Here is a 20,795-nt window from a genome sequence, read left to right as displayed (position 1 = left end):
CCGTATCGGTCGACGGGGGTCTTTCCTGTGGCGTATGCCACGGCGCGACCCGATTCGGACTTGTTCGGAGGACGTGACAACATGCGGTCATGTCCTCCGCGCTGACCGATCTTTTCCCGCATCCGATCGTGCAGGCCCCGATGGCGGGCGGCGTTTCCGTGCCGCATCTCGCACAGGCCGTGTCCGAGGCCGGCGGGCTGGGGTTCCTGGCCGCCGGGTACAAGACGGCCGACGGCATGTACCAGGAGATCAAGCAGCTCAGGGGACTGACCAACCGCCCGTTCGGCGTGAACCTCTTCGTGCCGCAGCCCGACTCCGCCGACCCCGGCGCCGTGGAGATCTACGCCCACCAACTCGCCGGCGAGGCCGCCTGGTACGAGACCGAGCTCGGCGACCCGGACAGCGGCCGCGACGACGGCTTCGACGTCAAGCTCGCGGTGCTGCTCGACAACCCGGTGCCAGTGGTCTCTTTCCACTTCGGCGTGCCGAGCCGCGATGTGATCGACTCCCTGCACCGCGTGGGGACCTTCACCCTGGTCGCCGCGACGACCGCGGAGGAGGCCCTCGCCGTGGAGCGGTCCGGCGCCGACGCGGTGATCGCCCAGGGCGTGGAGGCCGGCGGCCACCAGGGCACGCACCGCGACGTCCCGGAGCGGGGCGGCGCGGGCATCGGCCTGCTCTCCCTGGTCGCCCAGGTCCGCGAGACCGTGAGCATTCCGATCATCGCCGCCGGCGGCATCATGCGCGGCGGACAGATCGCCGCGGTGCTGGCGGCGGGCGCGAGCGCGGCCCAGCTCGGCACCGCCTTCCTCGTCACGCCGGAGTCCGGCGCCAGCGCCGTCCACAAGCAGGCCCTGACCAACCCCCTGTTCGTCCGTACGGAGTTGACCCGCGCGTTCACCGGACGCCCGGCCCGCGGCCTGGTCAACCGCTTCCTGCGCGAGCACGGCCCCTACGCCCCCGCCGCCTACCCCGAGGTCCACCACCTCACCGCGCCGCTGCGCAAGAAGGCCGCCGCGTCCGGCGACGCGCAGGGCATGGCGCTGTGGGCGGGGCAGGGCCACCGCATGGCGCGCGAGCTCCCGGCCGGACAGCTGGTGGAGGTCCTGGTCGCCGAACTCGACGCGGCCAGGACAGCGTTGTCGGCCGAGGGCGACCTGCGATGACCGCCCCGGTGTTCGTCGTCGACTCCCTCGCGGACGCGGCCGCGGGGACGACCGTCGAACTGGACGGGCCCGAGGGGCGGCACGCGGTCTCCGTGCGGCGGCTGCAGCCCGGTGAGGACGTGGTGCTGAGCGACGGCCGGGGCCGCGGCGCCTCCGGCGCGGTCGTGCGCACGGAGGGCAAGGACCGGCTGTTCGTCGAGGTCTCCGAGCTTGTGTCGGAGCCCGAACCGGCCCCCCGTATCACCGTCGTCCAGGCCCTCCCCAAGGGCGACCGCGGAGAGCTGGCCGTGGAGACGATGACCGAGACCGGCGTGGACGCCATCGTCCCCTGGCCGGCCGCCCGCTGCATCACCCAGTGGAAGGGCGACCGGGGCCTGAAGGCACTCGCCAAGTGGCGTGCCACGGCCCGCGAGGCCGGCAAGCAGTCCCGCCGGCTGCGCTTCCCCGAGGTCGCGGACGCGGCAACGACCAAACAGGTTGCCGCACTTCTGGCCAAAGCCGACCTCGCCGCCGTCCTGCACGAGGACCGCGACTACCCGAGCGAGCCGCTGGCGAGCGCCGAACTCCCCGCCACGGGTGAGATCGTGCTGGTCGTGGGCCCCGAAGGGGGCGTCTCGGAACAGGAGTTGCAGATCTTCGCCCAGGCGGGCGCGAAGGCGTACCGGCTCGGGCGTAGCGTGCTGCGTACATCGACCGCGGGGACCGCGGCGACCGCCCTGCTCCTCGGCCGCACCGGCCGCTGGTCCTGAACGCCCAAGGGGAAACACACGTGGAACTCGCCCAGGTCCGACTGCTCGTCAGCGACTTCCCCGCCTGCTACCGCTTCTACGCCGAAGTGCTCGGGCTCAAGCCGCAGTCGGGCGCGACCGAGGGGCCGTACGAGAAGTTCAGCCCGGCCACCGGCTCGGCGGGCATCGCCCTGCAGGACCGCTCGATGATGGCCGAGGTGCTGAACGAGCTGGGCGACACCGCGACCGGCCACCGTTCCCTGGTGGTGCTGCGCGTCGACGACCTCGACGCCTACTGCGAGCAGATCGCCGGCCGTGGCGCCGAACTCGTGCACGGCCCGGCCGCCATGACCGACCGTATGCGGGTGGCCCATCTCAAGGACCCCGAGGGCAATGTGGTGGAGCTTCAGGAGTGGCTGCTGCTGCGCGGCTGAGCCCGGCGCGTTCGTGACCGTATGCGCTCTACCGCCGGACGGCACTCGGTGGCAGGCTGCCGTCCATGGGGGCGTTGAGGCGCATTGGGCGGCGGCCGCGGGGACGGCGGGTCGCGGTCGCGGGCCTGTTCGCGGCGGTGGCCGTCGGCGGAGCCGTGGCCTGTGATCCGGCCGGGCTGAGTTCCGCGTCGGTGGCGTACACGACCGACCAGACCGCGACCGCGGAGCTGAAGCGGCAGCACGTGAACGTGCAGTGGCTCAGCTGCACCGCCAACTACGGCGACAACAAAGGTTCCAGCCAGGCGCCCTCGGCGAGCGAGACCACCATCGCCAACGTCGACTGCCAGGGGCAGACCAAGGACGGCAAGGACATCACCGTCAGCGGCAAGGTCACCAAGGCCGTCGACGGCTCCTGCGTGCGCGGCGACCTGACCGCCAAGGTCGGCGGCAAGACCTGGTTCCATGTGACCGGGCTCGGCAACTGCAACGCGACGCCGTCCCCCATCCTCAACAACCCGTCCAATGGACAGCGCCCTGGCGCCACCGTCACCGTGACGGTCACCAGGACCATCTGGTGCAAGGGCGACCCCAAGTGCTGGCCCGTGGAGGGCAAGTGATCGGTGGCTGGCTGCCGGCAGCGCCCTTGCCTAAGGTGACCGGGTGACCGAACCTGCCTCGACGGCATCAGCAGCCTTCCCCGCGTATCTCCGTTACCCGCATGTGCACGGCGAGTTGGTGACCTTCGCCGCCGAGGACGACATCTGGCTCGCACCCCTCGACGGCGGCAGGGCCTGGCGGGTGAGCGCCGACGACGTGCCGGTCTCCACGCCCCGCATCTCGCCCGACGGCACGGCCGTCGCCTGGACCTCCAGCCGGGACGGCGCCCCCGAGGTGCACGTCGCCCCGGTCGAGGGCGGTCCCGCCCGGCGGCTGACGCACTGGGGCAGCCTGCGCACCCAGGTGCGCGGCTGGACACCCGACGGGCAGGTCCTGGCGATCACCACCCACGGCCAGGCCAGCCTGCGCCGCACCTGGGCGCACGCCGTCCCGCTCGACGCGGGCCCGTCGACACAGCTGCCGTACGGGCCCGTCGGCGAAGTCGCGTACGGTCCCGCGACCGTGCTGCTGTCCGCGCCGATGGGGCGCGAGGCCGCCTGGTGGAAGCGCTACCGGGGCGGCACGGCCGGGAAGCTGTGGATCGACCGCGACGGCGAGGGCGAGTTCGTACGGCTGCACGAGGACCTGGACGGGAACATCGAGTTCCCGGTGTGGGCGGGGGAGCGCATCGCCTTCCTCAGCGACCACGAAGGCACCGGCGCGCTCTACTCCTCCCTCGCCGACGGTTCCGACCTGCGCCGGCACACCCCGGTCGACGGGTTCTACGCCCGGCACGCCGCCGGCGACGGCACCCGGATCGTCTACGCGTCGGCCGGTGAACTGTGGCTCCTCGACGACCTGGACGGGGCCGGGCCGCGCCGGCTCGACATCCGGCTCGGCGGGCAGCGCGCCGACCGGCGGTCCTTCCCGCTGGACGCCTCCCGCTGGTTCGGCTCCGCCGCGCCCGATCACACTGCCCGCGGCAGCGCCGTCGCCGTCCGGGGCGCCGTGCACTGGGTCACCCACCGCTCGGGCCCGGCCCGCGCGCTCGCCGCCACCCCCGGCGTACGGGCCCGGCTGCCGCGCACCTTCCGCGCGGAGGGCGAGGAGTGGGTGGTGTGGGTGACGGACGCGGAGGGCGACGACGCCCTGGAGTTCGCGCCCGCCACCGGCCTCGCCCCCGGCGCCACCCCGCGCAGGCTCGCGGCCGGACAGCTCGGCCGGGTCCTCGGGCTGGCCATGGCGCCCGACGGCAGCCGTGCCGCCGTCGCCGCGCACGACGGCCGGGTGCTGCTCGTCGAGCGCGAGACCGGTGAGGTCCGCGAGGTCGACAGCAGCGCCGACGGCGACGTGTCCGGCCTGGTCTTCTCGCCCGACTCGGCCTGGCTCGCCTGGTCCCACCCGGGCCCGCGCCCGCTGCGCCAGCTCCGCCTCGCCAACACCACCGACCTGTCGGTCACCGAGGCGACCCCGCTGCGCTTCCAGGACTACGCCCCCGCCTTCACCCTGGACGGCAAGCACCTGGTCTTCCTGTCCAACCGCTCCTTCGACCCGGTCTACGACGAGCACGTCTTCGACCTGGCCTTCGTGGTCGGCGACCGCCCGCACCTGATAACGCTCGCCGCGACGACCCCCTCGCCGTTCGGGCCGCAGCGGCACGGCCGTCCCTTCGAGGCGCCCGACAAGGACGAGACCCCGGACAGCGAGGGCACCCCGGCCACCCGTATCGACCTGGAGGGCCTGGCCGACCGGATCGTGCCCTTCCCCGTGGAGGCCGCCCGCTACTCCAACCTGCGCGCGGCCAAGGACGGCGTGCTGTGGCTGCGCCACCCGGTGCAGGGCGTCCTCGGCTCCTCCCGGGCCACCCCGGACGACCCCGACCCCAGGACCGAGCTGGAGCGCTACGACCTCGCCCAGCAGCGCCTGGAGCATCTCGCCGCCGACGCCGACCACTTCGCGGTCAGCGGCGACGGCAAGCGGGTGCTGCTGTGGACGGACGGCCGGCTCAAGGTCGTACCCAGCGACCGGCGGGCCTCGAACGACGACGAGAGCGACAGCAACATCACCGTCGACCTCTCCCGCATCCGGCAGACCGTCGACCCCTCGGCCGAGTGGCGGCAGATGTACGAGGAGACGGGCCGCATCATGCGGGACCACTTCTGGCGGGCCGACATGAGCGGTGTCGACTGGCCGGGCGTCCTCACCCGCTACCGGCCCGTCCTCGACCGGGTCGCCACCCACGACGACCTCGTCGACCTGCTGTGGGAGGTACAGGGCGAACTCGGCACCTCCCACGCCTATGTCGTCCCGCGCGCCGGCCACCGCCGCGGACCCCGGCAGGGACTGCTCGGCGCGGACATCTCCCGCCACGAGGACGGCAGTTGGCGGATCGACCGCATCCTGCCGACCGAGACCTCCGACCCGGACGCCCGCTCCCCGCTGGCCGCACCCGGCGTCGCGGTACGGGCAGGCGACGCGATCGTCGCGGTCGGCGGCATCCCCGTGGACCCGGTCACCGGGCCCGGCCCGCTGCTCGTCGGCACGGCCGGCAAGCCCGTCGAGCTGACCGTCTCCCCGGCCGGCGGCGGCGAAGCACGGCACGCCGTCGTCGTCCCCACCGCCGACGAGGAACCCCTGCGCTACCACGCGTGGGTCGCCGACCGGCGCGCCCACGTCCACGAGCGCTCCGGCGGCCGCCTCGGCTACCTGCACGTCCCCGACATGCAGGCCCCCGGCTGGGCCCAGATCCACCGCGACCTGCGCGTCGAGGTGGCCCGCGAGGGCCTGGTCGTCGACGTCCGGGAGAACCGCGGCGGCCACACCTCCCAGCTGGTGGTGGAGAAGCTGGCCCGCCGCATCGTCGGCTGGGCGCTGCCCCGCGGCATGCGCCCCTACAGCTATCCGCAGGACGCGCCGCGCGGCCCGGTCGTCGCCGTCGCCAACGAGTTCTCCGGCTCCGACGGCGACATCGTCAACGCGGCCATCAAGGCCCTGGGCATCGGCCCGGTCGTCGGCACCCGGACCTGGGGCGGGGTCATCGGCATCGACCACCGCTACTGGCTGGTCGACGGCACGGGCATCACCCAGCCCAAGTACGCGTTCTGGCTGGAGGGTTACGAGTGGGGCGTGGAGAACCACGGCGTCGATCCGGACGTGGAGGTGATCCAGCGCCCCCAGGACCACGCGGCGGGCCGGGACGTCCAGCTGGACGAGGCGGTCCGTATCGCCCTCGCGGCGCTGGCGGAGAACCCCGCCAAGACGCCGCCGGGCCTGGACTGACGTCCGCGCGGCAGGCGCTGGATACGATGCCCCCGTACGCGATCGGCCGGCTTGAGGAGAGCACATGCCAGGGGAGCCGCAGGACGACTGCCTGTTCTGCAAGATCGTCGAAGGACATGTCCCGGCGACGATCGTCCGGGAAACGCAGACCACCGTCGCCTTCCGCGACATCAACCCCCAGGCACCCACGCACGTCCTGGTGATCCCCAGGGCGCACTACGAGAACGTCGCCGCGCTCGCCGCGGCCGACCCGGACCTCGCCGCGGACGTGCTGCGCGAGGCGAAGGCGGTCGCCGACGAGGACAAGCTGGAGAGCTACCGCGTCGTCTTCAACACGGGCCCCGGTGCGGGCCAGACCGTCTTCCACGTCCACGCGCACGTCCTCGGCGGCCGCGGCATGCAGTGGCCCCCCGGGTAACAGGCCGTGTCCGTACGTGAATTGGTGGTCCTCGGCACCGCCAGCCAGGTCCCCACCCGGCACCGCAACCACAACGGCTATCTGCTGCGCTGGGACGGCGAGGGACTGCTCTTCGACCCCGGCGAGGGCACGCAGCGCCAGATGCTGCGTGCCGGGGTCGCCGCGCACGACCTGAACCGGGTCTGCGTCACGCACTTCCACGGTGACCACTCGCTGGGCCTCGCGGGTGTCGTCCAGCGCATCAACCTCGACCGGGTGCCGCACGAGATCACCGCGCACTACCCGCGCTCGGGGCAGCACTTCTTCGACCGGCTGCGGTATGCGACGGCCTACCGCGAGACGGTCGCGCTCACCGAGACCCCGGTCGACGCGGACGGCATCCTGGCCGTCACCGGCTCGTACACCCTCGAAGCCCGCAGGCTCTCCCACCCGGTCGAGTCCTACGGCTACCGGCTCATCGAGCCCGACGGCCGCCGCATGCTCCCCGAGCGGCTGGCCGCGCACGGCATCAAGGGCCCGGACGTCGGGCGGCTGCAGCGGGAGGGCTCGTTCGACGGCGTCTCCCTCGCGGACGTCAGCGAGGTGCGGCGCGGCCAGCGGTTCGCGTTCGTCATGGACACCCGGCTGTGCGACGGGGTGCACGCGCTCGCCGAGGGCTGCGACATGCTCGTCATCGAGTCGACCTTCCTCGACGAGGACACCGCCCTCGCGACCGAGCACGGCCATCTGACCGCCGGGCAGGCGGCGGCGGTCGCGCGCGAGGCGGGCGTACGGCATCTGGTGCTCACGCACTTCAGCCAGCGCTACCCCGAGCCCGACGAGTTCGAGCGGCAGGCGCGGGCGGCGGGCTTCGAGGGGGAGCTGACCGTCGCGCACGATCTGCTGCGGGTACCGGTTCCGAAACGCCGGTAAAACGCCCGTACGATACTTCGATGCCCCTCCCCAAAGCTGAACTGCACCTCCACATCGAAGGCACCCTGGAGCCGGAGCTGGCCTTCGCGCTGGCCGCGCGCAACGCCGTCGAGCTGCCGTACGCGGACACTGACGAACTCCGCAAGGCGTACGACTTCGCGGACCTGCAGTCCTTTCTGAACCTGTACTACGAGCTCATGGCCGTCCTGCGCACCGAGCGGGACTTCGAGGACCTCGCGAACGCCTATCTCGCCCGCGCGGCCGCGCAGGGCGTGCGGCACGCGGAGATCTTCTTCGACCCGCAGGCCCACATCGCGCGGGGCGTCGCGATGGGCACGGTGGTCGAGGGGCTGTGGCGGGCGCTGGGCAGCAGCGAGGCGCACCACGGCGTCTCGACGCGGCTGATCCTCTGCTTCCTGCGCGACGAGTCCGCCGAGTCGGCGCTCAGCACCCTGGAGGCCGCGAAGCCGTATCTGGACCGGATCACCGCCGTCGGCCTCGACTCGGCCGAGGTGGGGCATCCGCCGGCCAAGTTCCGCGAGGTCTACGAGGCCGCCGCGGCGCTCGGCCTGCGACGCGTGGCGCACGCCGGTGAGGAGGGCCCGCCGGAGTACATCACCGAGGCCCTGGACGTCCTCGGCATCGAGCGCGTCGACCACGGCCTGCGCTGCATGGAGGACCCGGCACTCGTCGAGCGCCTGGTCCGCGACCGCGTCCCGCTCACCCTCTGCCCCCTCTCCAACGTCCGCCTGCGCACCGTCGACACCCTCGCCGACCACCCCCTCCCCGCCATGCTCGACGCCGGCCTCCTCTGCACGCTCAACTCCGACGACCCGGCCTACTTCGGCGGGTACGCCGACGACAACTTCGACGCGGTGCGCTCGACACTCGGCCTGAGCGCAGAACGGCTGCGCGAACTGGCCCGCAACTCCTTCGTCGCCTCTTTCCTGGAGGACGACGAGGAGCGGCGGGCCGGGTATCTGGCGGAGGTGGAGGCGTACGAGTTCTAGCGGCGCGGCTTCTACGCCGCTGTCGTGTTGTAGACGCGCAGGGCGAGTGCGGCTACGCCGGTGACACCTTCGACGCCGTGGGCAAGGCCCCGGGTCTGCCCGGGACCTGCCCGTGCGAGTCGGCCCGCGACTCCTTGACGGCGTCCTTTCTGGAGGACGACGAGGAGCGGCGGGCCGGGTGTCTGGCGGAGGTGGAGGCGTACGAGTTCTGAGACGCGTACGCGTTCCAGGAGGCGGCTTCTACGCCGCTGTCGTGTCGTAGGGGCTCGCCGCGGGTGCTTCCACCGGGATCTCGACGACCGGCAGGGGGCTTTTGCTCACGCGCAGGGCGATCGCCGTCATCGGGACCGCGATGAGCAGCAGGCCGGCGGCCAGTACCGCGCCCATCGCCGCGAACCCGGCCTGCGCCGCGAGCACGCTGCCCGCCAGCGGGCCCGCCGCCGTGCCGAGTGACGACGCCGAGCCGACCAGGACCGCCCAGCGCCCGCGGGTGTCCAGCGAGGCGGCCAGGCCGATCACGTACGACAGAACGACCGGGTAGAGCAGGTTCCAGGCGATCTCGCCGGTCGCGAAGGACTGCAGGTCGGTCGCGGACGCGCTGAGCACGATGCAGCCGGCGATGACGCCGGTGCCGGCGCCCACCGGGACGGCCCGCCCGAACCGCGGCCCGACCGCACCCGCGACCGTCAGGCCCAGCAGTCCGGCGCCGAGTGCCACCGCGAAGACCGCGCCGACGGTCGCCTCCGACAGATGCGCCTGCGCCAGCCCGATCCGGCTGCTGACGCCCCACAGGGAGTTCTGCGCGAGGGACCAGCACAGCAGGGAGAGGGCCAGGATCAGCCCGGAGCGGAAGTGGGGCAGGCGGGGGCCGTCAAGGGCGGACCGCTGGGTCGCCGTACGCTGCGGGAGGCGGCCGGTGAGCGGCCAGACGGCGAGCGCGGTCAGGGCGATCGCCGCGAGCGGCTGGCCGTGGCCCGCCCCGAGGTGCGGCACTGTCAGATAGACGGCGCCCGCGAGCGCGGAGACGCCGAGCAGACCGACCGTGGTCGTGCGGTGCGGGTCCGGCTGGGCGGCGATCCCGGTGGCGGCCACCGTCGTCGCCGTACCGGAGCCGAAGCCGCCGACCAGCGCGCCGAGGACGACGGCCGGGACGGCGTGGCTCAGGGCCGCGGTGCCGTAGCCGAGCACGGCGAGGGTGAGTCCGACGCGGGCCAGGGCCCGTGCCCCGATCCGTTCGACGCGCGAGGCCAGCAGAAAGCCGGCCGACGCGGAACTCAGCAGCAGCGCACTGCCGACGGCACCCGCCTGCGTGGCGGTGAGGGGCAGCCCCGCATCGAGCCGGCCCACGGTGGTGGGCAGCAGATAGGGGGCGAGGTACCCGGCCGCGAAAAGGGCGACGAGGGGCCAGGGGGTGGTGCGAGGGGCGAACACGGGCGTTCCCAGGGCATGCGAAATGGACCGGCACAGGAAAGGGGTTGGGGCGCAGGCCGTCGACGGACAGGAACGCGCGAGCAAGTTGTATCAAGCACGCGGTTTCCCGAAAAAGCCCGGAGGGTGTGATGTGGCACACGTTCTGTTTGGGGCTGGAGAGACCGGGTAACCACAAGGGCCCCTCCGCGTGAACGGGCGCCCGACTCGCGGGTAAATGCCCGCTAACGCCAGTGCGCCGACCCCGCCGCGCCGGGCGCCGTCGACTCGATCTTCAGGCGGATCGCTCGCATGGTCGCGACGATGCGCTCCTCGTGCTCCGGCGTCATCCGGGCCACCGGCACCGAGCAGCTGATCGCGTCCTGTGCGGGGGTGTCGTAGCGCAGGGCGAAGCCGAAGCCGACGATGCCGAGGACGCCCTCCTCGCGGTCGACCGAGTAGCCGCGCGCGCGGATTTCGGCGAGGTCCGCGCGGAGGGACTCACTGCTGGTGTGCGTGTGAGGGGTCATCGCCTCGTACGGCCCCTCGGGCAGCTCCGCATCCGCCCGCTCGGCCAGCAACGCCTTGCCCAGCGCCCCGACATGGGCCGGCAGCCGCCGCCCCACCCGGCTGATCGTGCGCAGATACTCGTGCGACTCCCGGGTCGCCAGATACGCCACGTCCCGGCCGTCCAGCCGCCCCAGGTGGATCGTCTCGCCCAGCGCGTCCGAGGCCTCGTCGAGATACGGCCGCGCGATGCGCACGCGCGGGTCGGAGTCCAGGTAGCTGGTGCCGGTGAGCAGGGCGTGGATGCCGATGCCGTACAGCGACCCGGTGACGTCCGTGCGCACCCAGCCCCGGCCGATCAGCGTCTGCAGCAGCGCGTACATCGAGCTGCGGGGCACGCCCAGCTCGTCCGCCAGCTCCTGCAGCCGCGCCGGCCGGTCGCCGCGCGCCGCGAGCAGTTCCAGCAGCTCGACCGTCCGTGCGGCCGACTTCACCTCGCGGACGCCGCCCTCTGTCTCCGACATGGCCCGATCGTAAGCGGGACGCCCCGCCCCATTGACGCCCGCGGTTCGTGTATCTAACCTCCATCTTCATACGTAGATGACGTCTACATAGGGAGATGGCGAGGGTGAGCCTCCATACCGGCACGGTCCGGCGGCTGCGGGACGGCATGGCGAAGGGCGTGCTGTCGTTCCCGCTCACGAGCTTCCACGACGACGGCTCGCTCGACCCTGAGGGCCTGCGCGCCCATGTCGCGGCCCAGCTCGCCACCGCGCCCGGCGCCGTCTTCCCCGCCTGCGGCACCGGCGAGTTCTTCTCACTGGACGAGGACGAGTACCGGCAGGTCGTGACGATCACCGTCGAGGAGGCGGCCGGCCGCGTGCCCGTCGTCGCCGGCACCGGCTACGGCTGGGCGCAGGCCGCACGGTTCGCGCGCATCGCCGAAGAGGCCGGCGCCGACGCGCTCCTCGTCCTGCCGCACTATCTGACCGCCGCCCCGCAGGACGGCCTGGTCGCCCAGCTGGAGCAGATCGCGGCCCGCACCCGGCTCCCGCTCATCGCCTACCAGCGCGGCCAAGTCGCCTACACCGCACAGTCGTTCAGGCGGATCGCTCGCATCCAGAACGTCATCGGCCTCAAGGACGGCCACAGCGACCTCGACCGCCTCCAGCGCCTGACCCTCGCCGCCCCCGACGGCTTCCTGTTCTTCAACGGCGCCTCCACCGCCGAGATCCAGGCCCGCGCCTACGCCACCGTCGGCGTCCCCGCCTACTCCTCCGCCGTGCACGCCTTCGCCCCCGAGATCGCCGACGCCTTCTTCACGGCACTGCACAAGGACGACCCGGCCACCCTCGACACACTGCTGCGCGACTTCTACGTCCCGCTCGTCGAACTCCGCGATCGCGTACCGGGATACGCCGTGTCCCTGGTGAAGGCCGCGGCCCGGCTGCGCGGCCGCCCCGTCGGCCCCGTGCGCGCCCCGCTCACCGACCCCTCGCCCGCCGACCTGGCCGACCTCAAAGCCCTCCTGACCACCGGACTCGACCTCGTGGGAGCCTCCCTGTGAACCTCACCATCACCGACGTACGGCTGACGCCGATTCTGGTCGCCGACCCGCCCCTGCTCAACACGCAGGGCGTGCATCAGCCGTACACCCCGCGGCTCATCGTGGAGGTGGTGACGGCCGACGGGATCACCGGAGTGGGGGAGACCTACGGCGACACCAAGTACCTGGAGCTGGCGAGGCCGTTCGCGACCAAGCTGATCGGCCGTCAAGTCAGTGAGCTGAACGGGCTGTTCACCTTCGCCGACGAGGTCGCCGTCGACGAGGCCCGGGTTTCAGGACAGGTCGACGTCGGCGGCCTGCGCGGGGTGCAGACCGCCGACAAGCTGCGGCTGTCCGTCGTCTCCGGCTTCGAGGTCGCCTGCCTCGACGCCCTCGGCAAGGCGCTCGGCCTGCCCGTGCACACACTGCTCGGCGGCAAGCTGCGCGACAGCGTCGAGTACAGCGCCTACCTGTTCTACAAGTGGGCGGACCACCCCGAGGGCGTGGCCTGCGAGAAGGACGACTGGGGCGCCGCCGTCGACCCGGCCGGGGTCGTCGAGCAGGCCCGGCTGTTCACCGAGCGATACGGCTTCACCTCCTTCAAGCTCAAGGGCGGGGTCTTCCCGCCCGACGAGGAGATCGCCGCGGTCCGCGCCCTGGCCGAGGCGTTCCCCGGGCATCCGCTGCGTCTGGACCCCAACGGCGCCTGGTCCGTGGAGACTTCGCTGAAGGTGGCCCGCGAGCTGGGGGACGTCCTCGAGTACCTGGAGGACCCGGCGCTCGGCACCCCCGCGATGGCCGAAGTGGCCGCGGCCACGACCGTGCCCCTCGCCACCAACATGTGCGTGACGACCTTCGCCGAGATCGAGGAGGCGTTCACCAAGGGCGCCGTCCAGGTCGTCCTGTCCGACCACCACTACTGGGGCGGCCTGCGCAACACCCAGCAACTCGCCGCCGTCTGCCGCACCTTCGGCGTCGGGGTCTCCATGCACTCCAACACCCATCTGGGGATCAGCCTCGCCGCGATGACCCACGTCGCGTCCACCGTCCCGAACCTCCACCACGCCTGCGACTCCCACTACCCCTGGCAGTCGGAGGATGTACTGAGCGACCGCATGACCTTCGTAGGCGGCAAGGTCACCGTCTCCGACGCGCCGGGCCTCGGCGTCGAACTCGACCGCGACAAGGTGCGGTTGCTGCACCAGCGCTGGCTCGACGACGACGGCACCCTGCGCGAGCGCGACGACGCGGCGGCGATGCGCGTCGAGGACCCCGACTGGGTCACACCGGCCGTCCCCCGCTGGTGACGCAGGCCGTCAACTCCCCTTCGGCTTCGTCGCCCCGACGGCCTTCGGCATCATCGAGGACACCACGGGCTCCACCAGGGCCGGACTGGTCGGCCTGACGGTCGTCGGCTTCCTCGCCGCCCTCAGCGTGCTCCTGGTCCGCGGCGGCGGCCGCAACGACCGCATCCGCACCCGCCCGGCCCCTGCTGCGGCCACCGCGCCCGGCAAGGCGGCACCGGGGGCGGCCTGCACGGCCCGTACGGCTCCCACGGCACACCCCGGAGCCTCGACCGCCTGACGCCCCCGTGTCACTGGGGTGGTGCACACTGGCCTGATCCGCACCATGTCAGGGAGCGCACCGTGATCACGCCCACCGGGAAGGGACCGTCGCCCATCACCGAAGGACCGCAGTGCCAGGCCGAGGTCGACCCCCTGGCCGTGCTGCGCGCCCCCGGCGATCCGCCCTGGGACGTGTATCTGACCGGCACCGTCTTCCTCGACATCATCTTCACCGGGCTCGACTCCGCCCCGGTGCGCGGGACCGAGTCCTGGGCGCGCGGGATGGGGTCGAGCCCCGGCGGCGTCGCCAACATGGCCACGGCGCTCGCCCGCCTCGGCCTGAAAACGTCCCTCGCGGCCGCCTTCGGCGACGACCACTACGGCGAGTACTGCTGGGACGCGCTGGAACAGGGCGAGCACATCGACCTCTCCACCTCCCGCACCGTCCCCGGCTGGCACTCCCCGGTCACCGTCTCCATGGCCTACGAGGGCGAGCGCACGATGGTCTCCCACGGCCACGAACCGCCCGTCGAGGCCGTCCTCGACCCGTCCGGCACCCCCGGCGGCACTCCCCGCGCGCGTGCCGCCGTCGCCTCCCTCACCCCCGGCAAGCCCGCCCCCTGGATCGCCCGCGCCGCGGACCGCGGCACCCGCGTCTTCGCCGACGTCGGCTGGGACGACACCGACGCCTGGGACCTCGCGGGCCTGACCGACCTCCAGCACTGCGAGGCCTTCCTGCCGAACGCGGAGGAGGCGATGCGCTACACCGGCGCCACCTGCCCCCGCGCCGCCGCCCACGCCCTGACCGAGCACGTCCCGCTCGCGGTGGTCACCCTCGGCGCCGAGGGGGCGTACGCGGTGGACCGCCGTACCGGCGAGACCGCCGAGGTCCCCGCCATCGCCGTGGAGGCCCTGGACCCGACCGGCGCCGGGGACGTCTTCGTCGCGGGCTTCGTCACCGGCACCCTGGCCGGCTGGCCGCTCGCCGACCGCCTCGCCTTCGCGGGCCTGACGGCAGCCCTGTCGGTGCAGGAGTTCGGCGGCTCCCTCTCCGCGCCGGGCTGGTCAGAGATCGGCGCCTGGTGGCGCAAGGTGCAGTCGGTACGCACCCAGGACCCGGCCGCCCTGCGCCGGTACTCCTTCCTGCAGGCGCTGGTGCCGGAGGAGGAGGCCCGGCCCTGGCCGCTGCGGCGGGCGGTGCCGACGATCGGTTTCCGCTCCGCGTGAGCGCGCGGATTCGGCGCGGCGCTGTGAAACCCAGGGCACGGAAAAGCCCTACGGCGTTGTCAGTGCCCCGGCGTACCCTGGAAATCGCCAGGCAGCCCGAGCGGCGAGCGTGCCGTGACGAGGAGGACGAGCAAGGCCTACGAGCCGGCCCATGACGCAGACACCCACAGCTCACACCCCCGCGCAGGGGAAGGCGAGAGCAGAGTTCACCGTCCCCGCCCAGCACCCCATGGTCACCGTTCTGGGGTCCGGCGACTCCCTGTTGCGCGTGATCGAGAAGGCCTTCCCGGCGGCCGACATCCATGTCCGGGGCAATCAGATCAGCGCGGTCGGCGACCAGAAGGACCTCGCCCTCATTTCGCGCGTGTTCGACGAGATGATGCTGGTGCTCCGCACCGGGCAGCCGATGACGGAGGACGCAGTGGAACGCTCGATCGCCATGCTGAAGGCGAGCGAGAACGGGACGAGCGACGGCCAGGAGACCCCGGCCGAGGTACTGACGCAGAACATCCTGTCCTCCCGCGGCCGCACGATCCGCCCCAAGACCCTCAACCAGAAGCGGTACGTCGACGCGATCGACAAGCACACGATCGTCTTCGGCATCGGCCCCGCCGGCACCGGCAAGACCTACCTCGCCATGGCCAAGGCGGTGCAGGCCCTGCAGTCCAAGCAGGTCAACCGCATCATCCTGACCCGCCCGGCGGTCGAGGCCGGAGAACGCCTCGGCTTCCTCCCCGGCACCCTCTACGAAAAGATCGACCCCTACCTGCGCCCCCTGTACGACGCCCTGCACGACATGCTCGACCCCGACTCGATCCCCCGCCTGATGGCAGCGGGCACGATCGAGGTGGCGCCGCTGGCATACATGCGCGGACGCAGCCAGCCGATCTTCACGAACGTCCTGACGCCGGACGGTTGGCGGCCGATCGGGGATCTTCAGGTCGGTGATCTGGTCATCGGCTCGAACGGCGAGCCGACGCCAGTCCTCGGTGTCTACCCGCAGGGCGAGCGTGACATCTACCGCGTCACGGCCCAGGACGGCTCCTGGACCCTGGCCTGCGGCGAGCACCTGTGGACCGTCAGGACGCGCGACGACAAGCGCCGCGACAAGCCGTGGCGGGTGCTGGAGACGCAGGACATGATCGGCAACCTGCGTGCGGCGCATGCCCGCCGGTACGAGCTGCCGCTGCTGACGGCGCCGGTGTGCTTCCCCGAGCGTGAAGTGCCCATGGACGCGTACGCGCTGGGGTTGCTGCTGGGCGACGGTTGCCTCACGGGCTCCACCACGCCGAGCTTCGCGACGGAGGATCCGGAGCTGGCCGAGGCGCTGGAGGCGGCTCTGCCCGGTGTCGTGGTGCGGCACAAGGGCGGACCGGACTACGTACTCAACCGGGTCAAGTCCCCCGGCGATGTGGTCACCCTGGAGAATCCCGTCACGCGGGTACTGCGTGAGCTGGATCTGCTGCGTACCCGCTCGCACTCCAAGTTCGTCCCGGACGACTACCTGTACAACTCCGCGGAGGTACGGCTGGCCGTCCTTCAGGGTCTGCTCGACTCCGACGGCGGACCGGTCACGCAGCGGGACCGCACCTGCCGGATCCAGTTCTCGACCGCGTCGATCCTTCTGCGGGACGACGTCATCGCGTTGGTCCGGTCGCTCGGTGGCGTCGCCTACACACGCCGTCGTCCTGCCGAGGGCCGCGAGCAGGGGACGGCTCTGGCGGCTCACCGCTACGACAGCCATGTCGTCGACATCCGCCTGCCCGAGGGCATCGAGCCGTTCCGCCTCGCCCGCAAGCGCGCCAAGTACCACGAGGCCGGAGGCGGCGGGCGCCCGATGCGATTCATCGACTCGATCGAGCCGGCAGGCCGGGAGGAGACCGTCTGCATCCAGGTGGCGGCCGAGGACTCGCTGTACGTCACGCAGGACTACCTGCTGACGCACAACACCCTCAACGACGCCTTCATCATCCTCGACGAGGCCCAGAACACCTCGCCCGAGCAGATGAAGATGTTCCTCACCCGGCTCGGCTTCGACTCGAAGATAGTGATCACCGGTGACGTGACGCAGGTCGACCTGCCCAGCGGCACCAAGTCGGGGCTGCGGCAGGTGCAGGACATCCTGGAAGGGGTGGACGACGTCCACTTCTCCCGGTTGTCGTCCCAGGACGTCGTCCGGCACAAGCTGGTCGGCCGTATCGTCGACGCGTACGAGAAGTACGACAGCCAGAACGGTACGGAGAACGGCACCCACAAGGGCGGCCGCACCAAACGGAAGTAGACACCCCAGCACCATGTCGATCGACGTCAACAACGAGTCCGGAACCGAGGTCGACGAGCAGGCGGTCCTCGACATCGCCCGTTACGCGCTCGCGCGGATGCGCATCCACCCGCTCTCCGAGCTCTCGGTGATCGTCGTGGACGCCGACGCCATGGCGCAGCTGCATGTGCAGTGGATGGACCTGCCGGGGCCGACGGACGTCATGTCCTTCCCGATGGACGAGCTGCGTCCGCCGTCGAAGGACGACGACGAGCCCCCGCAGGGTCTGCTCGGTGACATCGTGCTGTGTCCCGAGGTCGCCAAGAAGCAGGGCGAAGAGGCGCCGACGCAGCACTCCATGGACGAGGAGCTCCAGCTCCTGACCGTCCATGGGGTGCTGCACCTCCTCGGCTACGACCACGAGGAGCCCGACGAGAAGGCCGAGATGTTCGGTCTGCAGGCGGCCATCGTGGACGGCTGGCGCGCGGAGAAGGGCCTGACCGGCCCGTCCCCGGCCCCGACCGTCTCATGAGTGCGCAGATCGTCGCCGGCGCGATCGCGCTGGTCGTCGTCGCCTGGCTCGCCGCCTGCGCGGAGGCGGGCCTCGCGCGGGTCTCCAGCTTCCGCGCCGAGGAGTCGGTGCGCCTGGGCCGCCGCGGCAGCGCCAAGCTCGCCCAGGTCGCGGCCGACCCCACCCGCTATCTGAACGTCGCGCTGCTGGTGCGCGTCGCCTGCGAGATGGCGGCCGCGGCCCTGGTGACGTACGCCTGCCTCCAGGAGTTCCCGGGCACCACCCGCGCCCTGCTGGTCGCGATCGGCGTCATGGTCCTCGTGTCGTACGTCGCCGTCGGCGTCTCCCCGCGCACCATCGGCCGCCAGCACCCGTTGAACACGGCGACCGCCGCGGCGTACGTCCTGCTGCCGCTGGCCCGGATCATGGGCCCGATCCCGAACCTGCTGATCCTCATCGGCAACGCGCTCACCCCCGGTAAGGGCTTCCGCCGCGGCCCCTTCGCCTCCGAGGCGGAGCTGCGCGCGCTGGTCGACCTCGCGGAGAAGGAGTCCCTGATCGAGGACGAGGAGCGCCGCATGGTGCACTCGGTCTTCGAACTGGGCGACACGCTCGTGCGGGAGGTCATGGTCCCGCGCACCGATCTCGTCGTCATCGAGCGGTTCAAGACGATCCGTCAGGCCCTCACCCTCGCGCTGCGCTCGGGCTTCTCGCGGATACCGGTGACCGGCGAGAGCGAGGACGACATCGTCGGGATCGTGTATCTGAAGGACCTGGCCCGCAAGACGCACATCAGCCGCGACGCCGAGTCCGAGCTGGTCTCCACGGCCATGCGCCCGGCCGCGTTCGTGCCCGACACCAAGAACGCCGGTGACCTGCTGCGCGAGATGCAGCAGGAGCGCAACCACGTCGCCGTCGTCATCGACGAGTACGGCGGCACGGCCGGCATCGTCACCATCGAGGACATCCTCGAGGAGATCGTCGGCGAGATCACCGACGAGTACGACCGCGAACTGCCGCCCGTGGAGGACCTGGGCGACGACCGCCACCGTGTCACCGCCCGCCTCGACATCACCGACCTCGGCGAGCTGTACGGCCTCGACGAGTACGACGACGAGGACGTGGAGACCGTCGGCGGACTGCTCGCCAAGGCGCTCGGCCGCGTGCCCATCGCCGGGGCGTCCGCCGTCGTCGACCTGCCCGACGGCCGCGAACTGCGCCTGACCGCCGAGGCCGCGGCCGGCCGCCGCAACAAGATCGTCACCGTCCTGGTGGAGCCCCTGGCTCCGCAGGCTCGGCCAAAGGAGGAGGCGAAGGAGGAGTGACCCCGCAGGAACTGCGCGACCTCTGTCTGTCCTTCAACGCCACCGTGGAGGACTTCCCGTTCAACCCGGAGACCTCCGTCTTCAAGGTGCTGGGCAAGCTCTTCGCGCTGACCAACCTCGGTGCGCGGCCGCTGACCGTCAACCTCAAGTGCGACCCGGAGGACGCGGTCCGGCTGCGCGCCGACCATCCTGGCCTGATCGTCCCCGGCTATCACATGAACAAGCGGCGCTGGAACACCGTCACGGTGGACGGCGAACTCCCGGACCGGCTGGTCCGGGAGCTCGTGGAGGACTCGTACGACCTGGTGGTGGCCGGTCTACCGCGCGCCGAGCGACTGCGCCTCGACCGCCCCTGAGCGCACCCGCAGTCCTACGGCGACCAGGGCGGCCGCGGCCAGCACGACCGCCGCGTCGACCGCCAGCACCGTGTGGACGCCGGTGAGCAGGTCGTCCGAGGTGGTGGCCAGGACGCCGAGGAGCGGGATGCCGATGGTGATGCCGACCTGCTGGGTCGAGGTGACCAGGCCGGTGGCCAGGCCCTGTTCCTCGTCCGGGACCCCTGAGGTGACGGTCAGGCCGTAGGAGATGATCGCGCCCAGGTGGCCCATGCTGGACAGGGAGACGGCGCTCACGGCGAGCCAGACCGACCAGGTGTGGGCGTTCAGGCCGAGCAGTGCGGCGATCAGGGCGCCCTGGCCGGCGAGCGAGGCGACGAGGGTGCGGCGGGCCCCCAGGCGGCCGATGACCTTCGGGGCGTAGGCCCCGGCGACCGCCGACAGCACGCCCTGGACGCCGAAGACCAGGCCCGTCTCGAAGGCCGACAGATCCAGGACCTCCTGCAGATACAGCGTCAGCACGAAGACGACCGTCGACATCATCGAGAAGGTGACCAGGCCGCCCAGATTGCCCCACGCCACCGTGCGGCGGCGCAGCATCGGCAGTGAGACCAGCGGTGCGGCCGTACGGGACTCGACGGCGACGAAGGCGGCGAGGAGGACGACGCCCGCCACGAGGGCCGCGACGACGTCCGTGCGGGCGAAGCCGTGGTCGGCGGCCGTCGACAGGGCGTAGATCAGGGAGAGCAGGCCGGCGGTGACGGTGACCGCGCCGGGGACGTCGAGGCGCGGGCGCTCGGGGGTGCGGGACTCCGGCAGCAGGGCGGGCGCCATCGGCAGCACGAGCAGCGCGAACAGCGTCAGCAGGGCCATTGTGGAGCGCCAGCCGAAGGCGTCGGTGAGCACACCGCCCGCCACCATGCCGACGGTGAAGCCGAGCGAGAGCAGGGTGCCGGAGATGCCGAGGGCGCGGTCGCGGGCCGGGCCCTCCGGGAACGTCGTGGTCAGCAGGGACATGCCGGTCGGGACGATCGCCGCCGCGCCGAGGCCCTGCAGGGCGCGTCCGGTCAGGAACGACGCCGGGTCCCGGGCGAGGGTCGCCAGCAGTGAGGCCGCGCCGAACAGCGCGAGCCCGGTCAAAAACAGCCTCCGGCGGCCGTAGAGGTCACCGATCCTGCCGAACAGCAGCAGGAAACCGCCGGAGGGCAGTGCGAACGCGGTGACTCCCCACTGCAGGGAGGACCGGTTCATGCCGAGGTCGGCCCCGAGGTCGGGCAGTGCCACGTTCAGGACGGAGAAGTCCAGGGCGACCATGAACTGGGCCGCGCACAGGACGAAGAGGACGAGCTTGTCGCGCGTCGACAGCCGGGGGGTGTCGAGCGGTTCGTCGGTGGTGTCGTATCGGGTGGTGTCGATCGCCATGGGCAAGAGCCTGCGGGCGCCGGAATAGCGGTGGGGAGCGGCAGGTTGTGCTGGTGGTGGCAGCACCAGGCACGGCAATGGGGGAGTGGGGTACGTGGCGGATGTCGTCGAGACAGCGGCGGGTAAGGCGCACCGGCTCAGGGAGC

19 protein-coding genes and 1 pseudogene are annotated in these 20,795 nt (G+C 72.0%); 17 read left to right on the top strand and 3 right to left on the bottom strand.

Features of this window, described 5'->3' with window-relative positions; all coding sequences use genetic code 11:
• The first annotated feature begins 89 nt into the window (after positions 1-89).
• From JYK17_RS12900 to JYK17_RS40490, 9 genes and pseudogenes are all read left to right on the top strand, one after another.
• On the top strand, positions 90-1,166 hold the full coding sequence (locus JYK17_RS12900; protein ID WP_222810404.1) for a nitronate monooxygenase: 1,077 nt from the start codon (positions 90-92) through the stop codon (positions 1,164-1,166).
• Positions 1,163-1,915: a 16S rRNA (uracil(1498)-N(3))-methyltransferase gene (locus JYK17_RS12895; RefSeq protein WP_128802968.1), complete on the top strand. Its 753-nt coding sequence runs from the start codon at positions 1,163-1,165 to the stop codon at positions 1,913-1,915. The genes JYK17_RS12900 and JYK17_RS12895 overlap by 4 nt, the downstream gene beginning before the upstream one ends.
• A 20-nt stretch (positions 1,916-1,935) precedes the next feature.
• Entirely contained in the window at positions 1,936-2,328 is a 393-nt protein-coding gene (locus JYK17_RS12890; RefSeq protein ID WP_108007591.1) for a VOC family protein, read from the top strand.
• A gap of 65 nt (positions 2,329-2,393) precedes the next feature.
• On the top strand, positions 2,394-2,945 hold the full coding sequence (locus JYK17_RS12885) for a hypothetical protein (RefSeq protein WP_108007592.1): 552 nt from the start codon (positions 2,394-2,396) through the stop codon (positions 2,943-2,945).
• Positions 2,946-2,988: 43 nt separating this feature from the next.
• Positions 2,989-6,204 (top strand): S41 family peptidase, encoded by a 3,216-nt coding sequence (locus JYK17_RS12880; protein WP_222810403.1) that lies wholly within the window; start codon positions 2,989-2,991, stop codon positions 6,202-6,204.
• A 64-nt stretch (positions 6,205-6,268) separates the two neighbouring features.
• Entirely contained in the window at positions 6,269-6,622 is a 354-nt protein-coding gene (locus tag JYK17_RS12875) for a histidine triad nucleotide-binding protein (protein WP_108007594.1), read from the top strand.
• 6 nt (positions 6,623-6,628) lie between these two features.
• Positions 6,629-7,534 carry a ribonuclease Z gene (locus tag JYK17_RS12870; protein WP_108007595.1) on the top strand — a complete coding sequence of 302 codons (906 nt, stop codon included), beginning with the start codon at positions 6,629-6,631 and terminating at the stop codon, positions 7,532-7,534.
• Between the two features lie 20 nt (positions 7,535-7,554).
• Positions 7,555-8,544, top strand: a complete 990-nt coding sequence (locus JYK17_RS12865; RefSeq protein ID WP_108007596.1) for an adenosine deaminase — start codon at positions 7,555-7,557, stop codon at positions 8,542-8,544.
• A gap of 50 nt (positions 8,545-8,594) precedes the next feature.
• A pseudogene (locus tag JYK17_RS40490) lies at positions 8,595-8,756 on the top strand (adenosine deaminase); the annotation flags it as partial.
• 28 nt (positions 8,757-8,784) lie between these two features.
• Here JYK17_RS40490 and JYK17_RS12860 read toward each other — a convergent pair.
• Complete coding sequence (locus JYK17_RS12860; RefSeq protein ID WP_108007597.1) at positions 8,785-9,975, bottom strand: MFS transporter; 1,191 nt, start codon at positions 9,973-9,975, stop codon at positions 8,785-8,787.
• Between the two features lie 221 nt (positions 9,976-10,196).
• Positions 10,197-10,982 carry an IclR family transcriptional regulator gene (locus JYK17_RS12855; protein WP_128802970.1) on the bottom strand — a complete coding sequence of 262 codons (786 nt, stop codon included), beginning with the start codon at positions 10,980-10,982 and terminating at the stop codon, positions 10,197-10,199.
• Between the two features lie 104 nt (positions 10,983-11,086).
• On the opposite strand from JYK17_RS12855, the gene JYK17_RS12850 reads away from it, so the two are divergent.
• From JYK17_RS12850 to JYK17_RS12815, 8 genes are all read left to right on the top strand, one after another.
• Positions 11,087-12,025, top strand: a complete 939-nt coding sequence (locus JYK17_RS12850; RefSeq protein WP_222810402.1) for a 5-dehydro-4-deoxyglucarate dehydratase — start codon at positions 11,087-11,089, stop codon at positions 12,023-12,025.
• The gene (locus tag JYK17_RS12845) at positions 12,022-13,311 is read left to right on the top strand and encodes a glucarate dehydratase family protein (protein WP_222810401.1); all 1,290 of its coding nucleotides are present in this window, start codon (positions 12,022-12,024) and stop codon (positions 13,309-13,311) included. The genes JYK17_RS12850 and JYK17_RS12845 overlap by 4 nt, the downstream gene beginning before the upstream one ends.
• Positions 13,312-13,438: 127 nt before the next feature.
• Positions 13,439-13,588 (top strand): hypothetical protein, encoded by a 150-nt coding sequence (locus JYK17_RS41170; RefSeq protein WP_241662389.1) that lies wholly within the window; start codon positions 13,439-13,441, stop codon positions 13,586-13,588.
• A gap of 65 nt (positions 13,589-13,653) precedes the next feature.
• The gene (locus JYK17_RS12835; protein ID WP_258198216.1) at positions 13,654-14,796 is read left to right on the top strand and encodes a carbohydrate kinase family protein; all 1,143 of its coding nucleotides are present in this window, start codon (positions 13,654-13,656) and stop codon (positions 14,794-14,796) included.
• 151 nt (positions 14,797-14,947) lie between these two features.
• Positions 14,948-17,077, top strand: coding sequence for a PhoH family protein (locus tag JYK17_RS12830; protein WP_222810400.1), 2,130 nt, complete (start codon positions 14,948-14,950; stop codon positions 17,075-17,077).
• Between the two features lie 13 nt (positions 17,078-17,090).
• Entirely contained in the window at positions 17,091-17,588 is a 498-nt protein-coding gene (gene ybeY / locus JYK17_RS12825) for an rRNA maturation RNase YbeY (RefSeq protein ID WP_108007603.1), read from the top strand.
• On the top strand, positions 17,585-18,892 hold the full coding sequence (locus tag JYK17_RS12820; RefSeq protein ID WP_108007604.1) for a hemolysin family protein: 1,308 nt from the start codon (positions 17,585-17,587) through the stop codon (positions 18,890-18,892). The genes ybeY and JYK17_RS12820 overlap by 4 nt, the downstream gene beginning before the upstream one ends.
• Positions 18,889-19,248 (top strand): MmcQ/YjbR family DNA-binding protein, encoded by a 360-nt coding sequence (locus JYK17_RS12815; RefSeq protein WP_222810399.1) that lies wholly within the window; start codon positions 18,889-18,891, stop codon positions 19,246-19,248. The genes JYK17_RS12820 and JYK17_RS12815 overlap by 4 nt, the downstream gene beginning before the upstream one ends.
• Here JYK17_RS12815 and JYK17_RS12810 read toward each other — a convergent pair.
• A complete protein-coding gene (locus tag JYK17_RS12810) occupies positions 19,210-20,649 on the bottom strand; it encodes an MFS transporter (protein WP_128802975.1) in 1,440 nt (479 codons plus the stop codon). The two genes, JYK17_RS12815 and JYK17_RS12810, sit on opposite strands and share 39 nt — an antisense overlap.
• Positions 20,650-20,795 lie beyond the last annotated feature (146 nt).

The sequence above is a fragment of the Streptomyces plumbidurans genome (assembly GCF_019857225.1).
GTDB classification, from domain to species: Bacteria; Actinomycetota; Actinomycetes; order Streptomycetales; family Streptomycetaceae; genus Streptomyces; species Streptomyces plumbidurans.
This window is presented reverse-complemented; position numbering and strand designations above follow the sequence as displayed.